The organism is Nitriliruptor sp., from assembly GCF_040882075.1.
GTDB lineage: Bacteria > Actinomycetota > Nitriliruptoria > Nitriliruptorales > Nitriliruptoraceae > Nitriliruptor.
The window spans coordinates 1-12637 of record NZ_JBBEBZ010000194.1 but is presented as its reverse complement, the minus strand read 5'-3'; the positions used below and the strand labels follow the sequence as shown (position 1 = coordinate 12637).

General features: G+C 71.2%; 13 protein-coding genes. 8 read left to right on the top strand and 5 right to left on the bottom strand.

From position 1 onward, the window contains the following. The first annotated feature begins 154 nt into the window (after positions 1-154). A complete protein-coding gene (locus WEB03_RS13710; protein ID WP_368071479.1) occupies positions 155-673 on the top strand; it encodes a sigma-70 family RNA polymerase sigma factor in 519 nt (172 codons plus the stop codon). Continuing rightward, positions 666-1697: a hypothetical protein gene (locus tag WEB03_RS13705; RefSeq protein WP_368071478.1), complete on the top strand. Its 1032-nt coding sequence runs from the start codon at positions 666-668 to the stop codon at positions 1695-1697. The genes WEB03_RS13710 and WEB03_RS13705 overlap by 8 nt, the downstream gene beginning before the upstream one ends. Here WEB03_RS13705 and WEB03_RS13700 read toward each other — a convergent pair. Beyond that, on the bottom strand, positions 1686-1985 hold the full coding sequence (locus WEB03_RS13700; RefSeq protein WP_368071477.1) for a hypothetical protein: 300 nt from the start codon (positions 1983-1985) through the stop codon (positions 1686-1688). The genes WEB03_RS13705 and WEB03_RS13700 overlap by 12 nt on opposite strands. Positions 1986-2218: 233 nt before the next feature. On the opposite strand from WEB03_RS13700, the gene WEB03_RS13695 reads away from it, so the two are divergent. Then, the gene (locus WEB03_RS13695; RefSeq protein WP_368071476.1) at positions 2219-2665 is read left to right on the top strand and encodes a hypothetical protein; all 447 of its coding nucleotides are present in this window, start codon (positions 2219-2221) and stop codon (positions 2663-2665) included. Further along, positions 2665-3081 (top strand): hypothetical protein, encoded by a 417-nt coding sequence (locus tag WEB03_RS13690; protein ID WP_368071475.1) that lies wholly within the window; start codon positions 2665-2667, stop codon positions 3079-3081. The genes WEB03_RS13695 and WEB03_RS13690 overlap by 1 nt, the downstream gene beginning before the upstream one ends. Before the next feature lie 240 nt (positions 3082-3321). Here the strand turns inward: WEB03_RS13690 and WEB03_RS13685 are convergent, their stop codons facing one another. The 3 genes from WEB03_RS13685 to WEB03_RS13675 all read right to left on the bottom strand — a co-directional run bounded on the left by WEB03_RS13685 (position 3322) and on the right by WEB03_RS13675 (position 5293). After that, the gene (locus tag WEB03_RS13685; RefSeq protein ID WP_368071474.1) at positions 3322-3570 is read right to left on the bottom strand and encodes a hypothetical protein; all 249 of its coding nucleotides are present in this window, start codon (positions 3568-3570) and stop codon (positions 3322-3324) included. Positions 3571-3740: 170 nt separating this feature from the next. After that, positions 3741-4742 carry a PD-(D/E)XK nuclease family protein gene (locus tag WEB03_RS13680; RefSeq protein ID WP_368071473.1) on the bottom strand — a complete coding sequence of 334 codons (1002 nt, stop codon included), beginning with the start codon at positions 4740-4742 and terminating at the stop codon, positions 3741-3743. Continuing rightward, positions 4739-5293 carry a DsbA family protein gene (locus WEB03_RS13675; RefSeq protein WP_368071472.1) on the bottom strand — a complete coding sequence of 185 codons (555 nt, stop codon included), beginning with the start codon at positions 5291-5293 and terminating at the stop codon, positions 4739-4741. Before WEB03_RS13675 ends, WEB03_RS13680 begins: the two co-directional genes overlap by 4 nt. Positions 5294-5378: 85 nt before the next feature. On the opposite strand from WEB03_RS13675, the gene ppc reads away from it, so the two are divergent. Together ppc and WEB03_RS13665 are read left to right on the top strand one after the other, a co-directional pair. Continuing rightward, the gene (gene ppc, locus WEB03_RS13670; protein WP_368071471.1) at positions 5379-8120 is read left to right on the top strand and encodes a phosphoenolpyruvate carboxylase; all 2742 of its coding nucleotides are present in this window, start codon (positions 5379-5381) and stop codon (positions 8118-8120) included. 133 nt (positions 8121-8253) lie between these two features. Next, positions 8254-8727 (top strand): hypothetical protein, encoded by a 474-nt coding sequence (locus WEB03_RS13665; RefSeq protein ID WP_368071470.1) that lies wholly within the window; start codon positions 8254-8256, stop codon positions 8725-8727. A gap of 24 nt (positions 8728-8751) precedes the next feature. Here WEB03_RS13665 and WEB03_RS13660 read toward each other — a convergent pair whose 3' ends face one another. Beyond that, complete coding sequence (locus WEB03_RS13660; RefSeq protein ID WP_368071469.1) at positions 8752-10323, bottom strand: GAF domain-containing protein; 1572 nt, start codon at positions 10321-10323, stop codon at positions 8752-8754. A gap of 65 nt (positions 10324-10388) precedes the next feature. Between WEB03_RS13660 and WEB03_RS13655 the strand changes: the two genes are divergently transcribed. Both WEB03_RS13655 and WEB03_RS13650 read left to right on the top strand, forming a co-directional pair. Continuing rightward, positions 10389-11060, top strand: coding sequence for a response regulator (locus WEB03_RS13655; RefSeq protein ID WP_368071468.1), 672 nt, complete (start codon positions 10389-10391; stop codon positions 11058-11060). Positions 11061-11259: 199 nt separating this feature from the next. Further along, positions 11260-12637 (top strand): multicopper oxidase domain-containing protein (locus WEB03_RS13650; protein WP_368071480.1); only part of this gene is annotated, 1378 nt, incomplete at its 3' end.

Below are 12637 nucleotides of genomic sequence, written 5' to 3'. Positions count from 1 at the left end.
CAGCAGACCAGAGCCAGGGGCTGTTACCACGAAGGCCCCGTGCAGGTCCTTTGGGCGCGGCAGGCTGCTTCTCGGGGAAGATGGGCCACGGTTCGCGTGACACGCTGAGGTGTGCTCGTGCGTGTCCGTTGTGAACTCTCCGAAGGTGCTGCCGATGTCCGACCGGAGCCGCGAGGCCGCTGGCGCGTTCTGCGCTGCGCAGTACCCGCGTCTGGTGGGGAGCTTGGCACTCTACGTCGGTGACCATGCGGTGGCCGAGGAGTTGGCGCAGGAAGCGCTGTTGCGGGCCTTCCGGCAATGGGGGCGTGTCGAGCGGCTGGACGCACCCCAGGCGTGGGTGTGGCGCGTCGCGATCGATTTGACCAACAGCCACTTCCGCCGTCGGAGGGCTGAGCAACGGGCGTCAGAACGCCTCCGCGCCTCCGTTAGGACTCCGGCCGATGACTGCGACCATGCCTGGGGTCTGGCCGTCCGGCAAGCCGTTGCTGCCCTCCCACAGCGGCAGCGGACCGCGCTCATCCTGCGCTACTACCTCGACCTCCCGGTCGAGGAGGCCGCACGCCGCATGGACGCCAGCCCGGACGCCGTCAGATCCCTGACCAAGCGTGCGATCGCAGCCCTCCGAGAGCAGTTCGTCCCCGACATGTCAGCTCTGGAGGCCGACGATGGCTGACGACATCCGAGAGCTCCTGCACGACGCGGCCCCCGAACGCGGATCGCAGCCTGACTTCGACCGGCTGTGGAACCGCGCCCAACGCCAGCGACGCTTGTCGCAGGTCGGTGGCGTTGCCGCCGGCATCGTCGTGCTTGCCGGGACCGTCCTCGGGGTCGGGCAGTTGCTGCCCGCGACACCGACGTTGGAGGTCACCTCCACGCCGAACGGCTGCCCGGTGACGATCCCCGACAGGGACTTCGTACCACCGGCCCCGTATCCGGAGCAGCCCGCTTCCGACGGTGGTGTCTGGTACGGGTCATCCGAGCTCTGGACCGTTCTCGATGCCGACGGCGACTACCTCCCGCGCAAGAGCGTGTGGTGGAGCGAGCACTTCGAGGGTGGCAACCGCGAATCGGAGCCGGAGATCTCGGTGACCTGGGAGCGGCTCGATGACCCCGACGCATCCTCGGTGACCGTCGATGAGGGCACCAACGCTCACACTCTCGACGATGGCTGGTTCATGATCGCCGGCGGCGACCAGGGCACCGATGGCTGTTGGCGAGTCACGGCCAGCTACGCCGGTGCGGAGCTCTCCTACGTCTACCTGGTAGAGCCCTCCGATCTCCCGGAGGTCAACCGGGAGCAACTCGGCACGGATGAGTTCCAGGTCCTGGCGGCCTCGGCGACGAACGACCCATCGCTGGAAGGAACCGTCTTCGGTGAGACCGACGGTGCCCAGAGCTTGTGGGCGATGGCAGATGTTCCGGGGACCGCCCCAGTGCTGCCGGAGGGCACCCTGGGCGTCTTCGTGGTCGCCCGCGACGCCGAATCCACCTGCCGATCCAGCGAGGATGTCATCGGGGTCGAGATCGTGGACGGGATGGTGGTCGTCGTGCTCGATCCGGACGGGGACTTCCTCCGGCCGTGCCCTGGACCGTCGGGGGCACACGCCTTCACGGCGTTCACTGTCGCCATACCTGACCAGTACGACGACGGACTCACGGGTGCGGAGTCTCGACTGGGCGAGCGGTCACCTGGTTAGGGCAGCCGGGACGATGCAGAGGTTCTGGGCGCCGTCATCCACACGGGCCGTCACCACTCGGATGGCTACCTGGTGAACGTTCTCCTCCAGCCGATCGACGACGGCCTGCCCGTTGCACGAGGGGACGCTCACGCTGAGTACCGCAGGGGAGACGAGGACGGCCTCCTGACCTTCGAGCGAAACCGGAACACGTCGCATCGACAGATCTTGACCGACTCGCACGACGACGATGGCCACGGCACACAGCAGCAGCCCGAGCGTTGCCCAGAGGGCTGCCCGCATCTGCAAGGTTGGACGCTCCTGATCTTGAACTCGGTCAGACGACCGCTGAATGGTCGGGTTCCAGGCAACGGCAGGAAGCGCAGGTCGGCGCAGAACGCCCGCAATCCACAGGCGGAGGTAGCGGTTGCCCCCCGATCTGAGATCGCGCCGCTCGGCTGATGCTGCTCCGATCGGGGGTGAGGATGGTGGCCCCAGACCGATACGTGCGGTACAGTTCATACCGCACGTAAGGAGTTCTGATGGCAACACTGTTCGAACTACTGGCCACCCTCGACGAGCTCGACAGCTCTGGAGACGTCAAGGCCACCTCGGTGCGGATGCCGGAGGCGCTGCACCAGGCAGTAGCGATCGCGACGGAGCTTGGGATGGCGGAGTCGTTCACGGCCGCGACGAACGACGCTTTGGCATCCCGTGTCCGAGCGTTCGCTCGGCAGCGGGCCCTGGCGGCCCACCTCGCCCGGTTCCCGCAGGACCAGCCCGACCTCGAAGCGGTCGTGCGCCGCCGGGTCAGCGGCACTGACCACCCCGCCGCCCTCCACGAACAGGTGACCGTCGCGGCCGCCCAACGGTACGAGCAGCGGCACCCGGACTGGGCCGTCTCGGGGGACGTAGACCACGCCGTCGAGCAGGTCCTCGAACTGGTCGAGATGCTGGTCGAGATGCCGGTGCCGGCAGCCACGGCCTGATGGCTGCGCCCGTCCGTCACCTGGTCCTCGACAACGAGGCGGTCTCGGCTCTGCTGGCCACCACGTCCCAGCATGCCAAGCGCGCCCAGGTCCTCGAGGCGATCATGTCTGCCAACGGCCGCACGGTCGTGCCTACCGCCGTGCGGTGCGAAGCGCTGTGGGACCGCACGCAGCACGTGGCCGCTGCCGCCAACCTGCACGTGAGGGAAGACGACCCGCTCGACCCCGACGCCGCGAACCGCAACGTGCAGTTGCGGAAGGCCGTGCCCGCCGCCTCACTCGTCGACGCCAGCGTCGTGGTCAGCGCCGAACGGCTGCGGGACGGTGGCGTGGTTGAGGTCCTCACCTCCGACCCCGGAGACATCGCCGCACTGGCAGGACACGCCGACGTCCCCATCGATCTCCGCACCCTCTGACCTGCGCGCCGGTCTGGGCGTCCGCAACATCCCGCGGCGAGCTTACGAACGGACGCGGACGACCAGGCACACACCGACGTGTTCAGCATCACCCGCCGCCGCTGGCGGAAGTGGCTGTTGGCCAGGTTGATCGCCACGCGCCACACCCACCACCAGCGCCACTCGGTTGCACCGAGGTCGAGGTCGAGGTCCACGTCGCTTACCGAGATCGCAGCACGTCCAATGTTCGTAACGCGGACCTCAGCGAGGTCGATGTGGCGCGGCGAGGGGCGGTGTAGCGGGGGCCGGGGAGTGTTCTCGAGAGACCATCGAGCGTGCTCCGGCCCCCGGTAGAGGGTCCCAACGTCCGAGCACCGCTGCTGGTCGTAGCCGCACCTGTAGCCGCGCACCTGACAGCTCGTAGAGCGCGAGCTGCCAGATCAGACCGATGACGGTGACGGCGGCGCTGATGATGGCGACGGTGACGGCGATGGTTTCAGTGTGGGTCATGGGTCAACGGTAGGTCTGCCGAGCTCGTGAGCTTGGGAAGCTCGGACGGATGAGAACCGACGGAGCCGAACGGCTTCGCCGAGACAGCCATCAGCCGCCAAGACCCGCAGCCGCACAGCACCGTGGCAGAACGCCCGTTGTCCGTATCTCAGCAACACCCGCTGCCGAACTCAGCCGTCGGCGAACCGGGCCGCGTACGCCGCACGCGCCCGGTCGGCCTCGTCGCAGTCGTCCTGGCGCAGGCACCCCCGGCACCAGACCCCGCCCTGGAGGCGAGGTGCTGCCAGCCCATCGCGGACGGCGGCCAACCGCGCGGCTTGGCGCACCGCGTCCACGACGCGGCGGACGGTGGCGTCGAGGGTGGCGTCGTGGAGGTCCTCGACCTCGGGGCGGCCCTCGGTGACGTAGAAGGTCGCCCACCGGAAGGGGAGCCGGCCGGTGGCCAGCGCGGTCAGCAGCGCGTAGAAGCGGACCTCGGCCCGATCGTGATCCGATCGCGGCATCCCGGTCTTGAAGTCCACGACCAGCGCCCGGGCACGATCGTCCCGACGGCGGCTGTCGACGAGCAGATCGAGCGTGCCCTGGAGCCGCACGCGCCCGCCGGCCACGGTGACGTCGAGCCGCCGTTCGGTGCGGAGCTCGACCGCGGCCGACGGCAGGTCGGGCCAGACCTCGCGGAAGGTGTCGAGCAGCAGCGCCACCTCGGTTCGCAGGTGGTCCGCCTCGTCGCGGGGACAGGCGTTCAGCCAGGCGCTGACCGACCGTGGATCACCGGGCTTCCAGGCAGCCAGCTCACGCCAGGCAGCGGCGACCGCGACGACCGTCGGTGGACCGTCGCCCTCGCGTCGTTCGAGCTCGCGCTCGAAAACCTTGTGGGCGAGGGTCCCCCGCACGTTCGCACGCGTGTGCTCGAACGGTGCCGGATCGAGCGCCCACCCGTCGCAGGCCAGACGGTCGAGGCGGGTCTTGGTCACCAGCAGCTGTCGGCGACCGGTCGCGGTCGCGGCAGCATCGAGATCGTCACCGAGCTCCGCCAGCGCCGATTCGAGCTGGGCGCGCAACTGCGGGACCCGGTCCGCGGCGACCAGCGGCCGGTCCTGCTGCCACCCGAACAGGTCGGTCCGCAACCGCCCGCGCGCCGCCGCTCCCCCGTCACCGATCGTGTCGGTCACACGCCGGCCAGCTGCCGGAGATCGGCATCGGGCAGGTCGGCGGACACCAACGTCCCATCCACCTCGAGGACCGGCACGCCACCGATGCCGCGCTGTCGCGTGGCCAGCATCCGGCGTCGCAGCTGGATGCGGGCGCCCCGGTCGGCCAGCAGGTCGGACACCGCCGCGGTGTCGAGCCCGGCATCGCCGGCCAGCGCCGACAGCGTCGCGTCATCGGCCAGGTCGGCCCCACGCTCCCAGTAGGCAGCGATCACGGCCGTCCGCCAGGCCGCGCCGAGGCCCGCCGGGTCGGCCAGGTCGGCGACGAGGTGCACCGCGAGCGTCGGTGGGCGCTGGATCGGCCGCCGGACGTCCACCCCGAGCTCCCGGAGTCGGTCACCGACACGATCGAGCTCGGCGAGCTGGTCGAGCGTCACCGGGATGGCGGCGTCGAGCCCGAGCGTGTCGAACCCCTGGAAGGCCACAGCGCCGCCCTCGGCGGCCAGCTGCTGGAGCCGCAGGGTGGCGACGGCGGATGCCGGCGAGGTGGGGTCGTGGTGGAGGATGAGCACGCATCGAGCGTAGGTGACGGTGGTGACACGGCCTGTCGTAGCCTCGACCCGACCCGACCCACCCTCCGGAAGCGAGAGCCGCCACGTGGACCGCGACGTCACCGCCCGCCAGGTCCGACTGCTCGGAGACGTGCTCGGACGCACCATCGCCGACGTCGAAGGTGAGGATCAGTTGGTGCTGGTCGAGCGCGTCCGCGCGCTCGCCAAGGCCCACCGCAGCGGCGACGAGGCGGCGGGAGACGAGCTCACCGAGCTGATCACCTCCGTCCCGGTCGACGAGGCGCGCGTGCTCGTCACCGCCTTCGCGGCCTGGTTCCGGCTCGTGAACCTGGCCGAGGACCAGGGGCTCGTCCGCCGCCTGGTCGTGGATCGTCAGCGCAACGCCGCGGCAGGGGCGGCGGCGTTCCCCGAGTCGCTCGGTGCCGCGCTCGACCAGTTCATCGCGGCCGGGCTCGATGCCGACCAGGCGGCCGAAGCCCTCGACCAGCTCTCGGTCCGGCTGGTGTTGACCGCGCACCCGACCGAGGCCAAGCGTCGGACGACGTTGACCAAGCTCGGACGGGTCGCCGACGCGCTCCGTGACCTCGACCGGGCGGACCTGACCCCCGAAGCCCGCCACGCCACCGAGGCGTTCCTGGCCGAGGAGATCGCGTCGCTCTGGCTGACCGACGAGACGCGGGTCCGCCCACCGACCGTCATCGACGAGGTCCGCAACGGGCTGTACTGGGTGGATGCGGTGCTGTTCGACCTCGTCCCGCGCATCTACCGCGAGCTCGCCGACGCCTACGCCGCGGCCTACCCGGACGCGACGCCGCTCGAGACCGGACGCTTCCTGCGGCTGGGATCGTGGATCGGGGGTGACCGGGACGGCAACCCGAACGTGACCCTGGCCGCGACCGAAGCGACCTGGCGTGAGCAGCAGCAGCTGTCGATCCGGCTGCTGCGCCGCTCCATCGACCGACTGCACGCGCACCTCTCGGTGAGCGAACGCCGTGGGACCTCGACCCAGCTCGCGACGCGGCTCGACGAGCTCCGGGGCCTGCACCCTCGCTCGGCGGCGCACGTCGAGGACCGCTACCCGCAGCAGCCGCACCGCCAGTTCCTCGCCCTCGTCTACCGGGTGCTGCTGGCCACCGAGGAGCACGCGGCGGAACCCTGGCGTGCCGACCACCGGCGCTCCCCCACCCGGTACGGGTCCGCGGCCGAGCTGGTGGCCGACCTCCAGCTCCTGCGCGGTTCGTTGCGGGAGGTCGGTGCGCACGCCATCGCCGACGGGCGCGTCCGCGACCTCGAGGTGCAGGCTCGGGTCTTCGGGTTCCACCTCGTCACCCTCGACCTGCGTCAGCACGCCGCCCGGCACCGGGACGCCTTCACCGCGCTCTACCGGCGGTACGGCGAGATCGACGACTGGGCGTCGCTCGACGAGGCGTCCAAGGTCGCCTCCCTCGTCGGCGAGCTCACCTCCCCGCGTCCGCTCGTCCCCGCCCTCATCGACCTCGACGACGACGCTCGCACCACCTTCGAGCTGTTCCGGCTCCTGCGCCGGGCGCACGAGCGGCTCGGACCGGACGCGTGCGACACCTACGTCATCTCGATGACCGAACGGGCCTCCGACGTCCTCGCCGTGCTCGCGATCGCGCGGGACGCGGGCGTCGCGGACCAGCTCGACGTCGTGCCGCTGTTCGAGACCGTCGACGACCTCCAGCGCGCGCCTGAGGTGATGGCGGAGCTGTTCGCGCTCCCGGTCTACCGCGACCACCTCGCTGCTCGAGGCGGTGGCCAGCAGGTGATGATCGGCTACTCGGACTCGAACAAGGACGGCGGGTACCTGACGGCAACCTGGCAGCTGCAACGGGTCCAGCGGGCGCTGGCGGCGGTGGCCGAGGAGCACGGCATCACCCTGACGCTGTTCCACGGACGCGGCGGATCGATCGGGCGCGGCGGCGGGCCGGCGAACGCCGCCATCCGCGCCCAACCTCCGGAGTCGGTCGGTGGGCGGCTGAAGCTGACCGAGCAGGGTGAGGTGATCGCGGCCCGCTACCGCGACCCGGACCTCGCCCACCGTCACCTCGAACAGGTCGTCCACGCCACCGCGCTGACGACGCTGCCCGGGCGCCGTCCGGTCACCTCGCCACGGCTCGACGAGGTGCTCGACGTCTGCGCCGAGGAGGCACGCGCCGCCTACCGGGCCCTGGTCCACGACACCCCCGAGCTCGTGGCCTACCTGCACGAGGCCACGCCGGTCGATGCCATCGCCGAGCTGAACCTCGCGTCCCGGCCGGCGCGCCGCACGGCGGGGACCGGCATCGAGGACCTGCGTGCCATCCCGTGGGTCTTCGGCTGGACCCAGTGCCGTGTCCACCTCCCCGCCTGGTACGGGGTCGGAGCCGGGTTCCACGCCTGGGCCGGCGAGGACGACGACCGCTGGCGGGAGCTGGCCGAGCTCCACGACGGGTCACCGCTGCTGCAGGTCACGCTCGCCAACGTGTCGATGGCCCTGGCCAAAGCCGATCTGACCATCGCCGCCGACTACGCATCGCTGGCCCGCGAGGAGGTGCGGGACGCCGTCCTGCCGCGCCTGATCGCGGAGCACGACCGCACGGTGACCGCGCTCCAGCGCATCACCGGCCACGGACCGAGCGATGGGGACGCCGAACTCGACGAGGTCCTCCGGCTGCGTGACCCGTACCTCGACCCGCTCCACGCCGTGCAGGTACGGCTGCTCGCTCGCCTGCGCGACGGGTCGGGGGCGGACGCCGATGAGGTGCGCGATGCGGTCCTCGTGGCCACCAACGGCATCGCGGCGGGCCTGCGCAACACCGGCTGAGCGGCGTCGCTCGGTGGTGGACGGCCCGGACGATCGGCTCCCAAGGTCCCGCAGGTTCAGGACCTCGTGCCCCGGTCGTCGAGGAGCGCGCGGTCCACGCTAGGGGTCCAGCACCCCGACCTCCGAGGCCACCATGAGCCGGTCCCTACGCCACTTCCTGCCCGTCGAGGTCGCTGCCCTCGTCGGCGCGAGCCTGTTCACCGGCGATCCGGAGGAGTGGCTGCCCGACGCACGTCGCGTCGGCGCGGACCGCTACGCGATCGAGGTCGGCACCGGAGCCATCAGCCGGCAGGTCACGGTGACCATCGGTGACCCGTGGCACGTCGGCAGCACCTGGTGGCGTTCCTGCAGCTGGGAAGCGACCGGTGGCGACGGCGAACCGGGAGGTTCGGCCCGGTTCCTCCCGCGCCTCGACGCCGAGCTCGGTCTGGCCGTACACGAGGGACGGGCCACGCTGCTGCTCGACGGTCGCTACGACCCGCCGGGCGGTCGCATCGGTGAGGCGGTCGACGCGGTCGCGCTCAACCGGGTCGCCCGAACCACCGTCGACCGGCTGCTGGCACAGATCGTCCGCCAGCTCACCGCGCGGTCCCTGGCGACGCTCTGACCCGGCACCGGCCGGGACCCGTCCTCAGCCCCGAGCCGGACCCACCGGGACCCGCCACCGGACCTCGGTGCCCTGGCCGTTGGCCGGGGTGACCACCTCGGCCGCTCCGCCGCAGGCGGTCGCACGCTCCCGCAGGTTGGTGAGCCCGAAACCCCCCTGTCGGCCGGCCGCGCCGCCGATCCCATCGTCACGGACGACGAGCAGCACCTCGGCGTGGTCGGCGGACAGCTGCACCTCGACCTCGTCGGCCCTGGCGTGCTTGGCGACGTTGGTGAGGGCCTCGCGCAGCACCGGCACGAGGTGTTCGGCGACGACCGGCCCGACGACGAGGTCGACGGGGCCGTCGAACCGCACCCGCGGGGCCCGCGGCAGCATCGTCGCGACCTCGTCGACGACGCGGAGCACGTCACCGCGCACGCTGGCCACCTCGGGCGGCGCCTGGAGCGCGAAGATCGTCGAGCGGATCTCCTTGACGGTGGCGTCGACGTCATCGACCGCCTGCGAGAGGCGTCCCGCGACCTCGGGCTGGCCCTCGACACGACGCGACAGCGCCTGGAGGCCGAGACCGGTCGCGAACAGCCGCTGGATCACGGTGTCGTGCAGGTCGCGGCCGATCCGCTCCCGGTCCTCGATGACCCCGAGCCGCCGCACGTCGTCGGTCGCCTGCTCGTGCGCCAGGGCGAGGCTGGCCTGCGCGGCGAACAGCTCGAGCTGATCGGCGTCCGCGCTCGACCACGGCTCGGGCCGACCGACCCCGAGCGCGGCCACCGTCCGGTCCCCGTCCCTCAACGGTACCCAGAGAGCCGCGCCGCCGAACAGGATCGATGCCTCGACGCGGACCGGTCTCCCCTCGGCGAGCACGCGCTGGACGGGGACCTCGGGCGGGACGGGACCGAGCGCGGGCGCATCACCCGTCGACGTGACGACGGCGGGCACGCCGTCGGGACCGGCCTGGACGATGGCCGCACCGGTCCCGTCGATCAGGGTCTGGGCGACCACGGCCACGTGGGTGCGAGCCCGTCCGGAGCCGCCACCGCCGAGCACCAGCGTCGCGACGTCGAGCACCGCGCTGCGCCACGCGTCGCGTCGGTGCAGATCATCGACCAGGCGCGCGTGCGCGATCGCCGAGCCGGCCACCGCCGCCAGGCCGGTGACCAGCTCCTCGTCCGCCTGCGTGAAGCTGCCCCCAGCGACCTTCTCGGTGAGGTAGAGGTTGCCGAAGATCTCGTCGCGGACACGGATCGGCGTGCCGAGGAAGGCGTGCATCGGCGGGTGGTTCGCCGGGAACCCGAACGAGGCCGGGTGGTCCTTGAGGTCGTCCAAGCGGAGCGGTTCGGGGTGGGCGATCAGCACGCCGAGGATGCCGCGGCCCTCGGGCAGGCGCCCGATGCGGGCGACGGTGTCCCCATCGAAGCCAGCGTGGACGAACGCCGACAACCCCGCGCCGTCGTCGGCCAGGACCCCGAGCGCCCCGTACTTCGCGCCCACGAGGTCACGAGCGGCCTCGACCACGCGGAGCAGCACCGTCTCGAGCTGGATGTCTCCCGTCACGGCCAGGACCGCGTCGAGCAACCGCCGCACCCGTTCGTCGCGCACGTTTCACCCCTCCTGACCGGCCGGGGAGTCTAGCCTGCGGGGCACCTCACCCTCCGGAGCCTGACGTGACCGACACCCCTTCCCCCGCACCCGATGCCGCCGTGCGGGTCTTCCTCGTCGACGACCACGAGGTGGTGCGTCGCGGGTTGGCCGAGCTCCTCGGCGCCGAGGACGACATCACGATCGTCGGCGAGGCCGGGACGGCCGGGATGGCGCTCGCGGGGATCGCGAAGACCAAGCCCGACGTCGCGGTGCTCGACGTGCGCCTCCCCGACGGGAACGGTGTCGAGATCTGCCGGGATGTGCGAGCGCGTGACCCCGAGGTCGCCTGCCTCATGCTGACGTCGTTCGGTGACGACGAGGCCCTCTTCGACGCCATCATGGCCGGTGCCGCCGGGTACCTGCTCAAGGACGTCAAGGGCCAGGACCTGGTCGATGCGGTGCGCAGGGTGGCTGCGGGGGAATCCCTGCTCGACCCGTCGCTCACCGGCCGGGTCCTCGACCGCCTCCGCCGCGGCGACGAGGAGGATCCGCGGCTCGCGTCGCTGTCGGACCAGGAGCGACGCATCCTCGAGCACATCGCCGAAGGGATGACCAACCGGCAGATCGCCGAGCAGATGCACCTCGCCGAGAAGACGGTCAAGAACTACGTCTCGAACCTCCTGGCCAAGCTCGGGATGCATCGTCGCACCGAAGCTGCGGTCTTCTACACCCAGCTCGATCGCGGGCAGAGCTAGCCCGCTCTCCCGTCCTCGCGGCCACCCGGCCGCCGACAGCGGAGGAGGGCCCGACGAGGTAGGGCCACAGGTCCCACCGACACGGGTCACCCCGCCCTCGCCCCTCGCGGCCGCATCCGCCACCTTCTCATCACGCCCGGTGACCCACCGGCGCGAGGGCACGACCGCCCGCACGATGAGGAGACTGGACGTGGAGGACATGACCGAGGCCCGCACGATGGGTTCGATCGCGACGGCCGTGCTGGCCGCGATCGCGCTCGTGCTGTCGGGTGGCGCGCTGATCACCAGCGTGGCCCGCGACGGAGCACCGGCGCCAGCAGGTGCGGTCGCCGGCGAGGGCGCCCGGTCAACGTCCGCGGCGGTCGAGCTCAGCGAGTTCGTGATCGACCCGAGCGACCTGACGATCCCCGCCGGCGGCACGCTCGAGGTGACCAACGCGGGCAGCATCCCCCACGACCTCGCCGTGGTCGGCGAGGGCATCGGGACCTCGATGCTGAACGGAGGCGAGTCGGAGAGCCTGAGCCTGGCGGGTCTCGCCCCTGGCACCTACACGGTGCACTGCACCGTCGGGGGCCACGAGGCGGGCGGCATGAAGGCCACGCTCACGGTCACCGAAGGCGACGGTGCGGCGGCCCCGGTGGCCACCCAGCCTGCGGCCGAGGGCGGCCACGGTGCGCACAGCCCGGACAACCCGGACATCGATTGGAACGGCCTCGACCAGCAGATGCACGACTCGATCGCGGCCTTCCCGGCCGAGACCGAAGGCGTCGGCAACCAGCCGCTCGAGCCCACCATCCTCGAGGACGGCACCAAGCGCTTCGAGCTCACCGCCGAGATCATCGAGTGGGAGGTCGAGCCCGGCAAGGTCGTCGAGGGCTGGTCCTACAACGGTCAGATCCCCGGCCCGGCCATCCGCGCCGAGGTCGGCGACAAGGTCGAGGTCGTGGTGACCAACGACCTGCCGCTCGGCACCGACGTCCACTGGCACGGCATCATCCTCGACAACGAGATGGACGGGGTGGCGCCGCTGACCCAGGACCTGATCGAACCGGGCGAGAGCTTCACCTACGCCTTCACCGCGGTCGAGAAGGCCGTCGCGATGTACCACCCCCACCACCACTCGCAGTTCAAGATCCCGAACGGCATGTGGGGCACGATCCAGATCGGTGACGTCGATCTGCCCGAGCCGGGTTCCACCATCGGGGGACGCACGCTGCCCGACGACCTGACCATCGATCAGGAGTTCCCGATGGTCGTCAACGATGCCGGCAACATCGGGATGAGCCTCAACGGCAAGTCGTTCCCGGCCACCGCACCCATCGTGGCCAAGCAGGGCGACAACATCCTGATGCACTACTACAACGAGGGCCTGCAGATCCACCCGATGCACCTGCACGGCTTCCCGCAGCTGGTGGTCGCCAAGGACGGGTACCCACTCGACCAGCCCTACTGGGCGGACACGATCAACGTGGCCCCCGGTGAGCGCTACTCGGTCCTGGTGACCGCGGAGCACGTCGGTGCGTGGGTCTTCCACTGCCACATCCTGACCCACGCCGAGACCGACGAGGGCATGTACG

Coding starts and splice junctions, on each gene's coding strand:
- WEB03_RS13710 (WP_368071479.1), top strand. CDS start 155: ATGTCCGACCGGAGCCGCGAGGCCGCTGGCGCGTTCTGCGCTGCGCAG.
- WEB03_RS13705 (WP_368071478.1), top strand. CDS start 666: ATGGCTGACGACATCCGAGAGCTCCTGCACGACGCGGCCCCCGAACGC.
- WEB03_RS13695 (WP_368071476.1), top strand. CDS start 2,219: ATGGCAACACTGTTCGAACTACTGGCCACCCTCGACGAGCTCGACAGC.
- WEB03_RS13690 (WP_368071475.1), top strand. CDS start 2,665: ATGGCTGCGCCCGTCCGTCACCTGGTCCTCGACAACGAGGCGGTCTCG.
- WEB03_RS13685 (WP_368071474.1), bottom strand. CDS start 3,570: ATGACCCACACTGAAACCATCGCCGTCACCGTCGCCATCATCAGCGCC.
- WEB03_RS13665 (WP_368071470.1), top strand. CDS start 8,254: ATGAGCCGGTCCCTACGCCACTTCCTGCCCGTCGAGGTCGCTGCCCTC.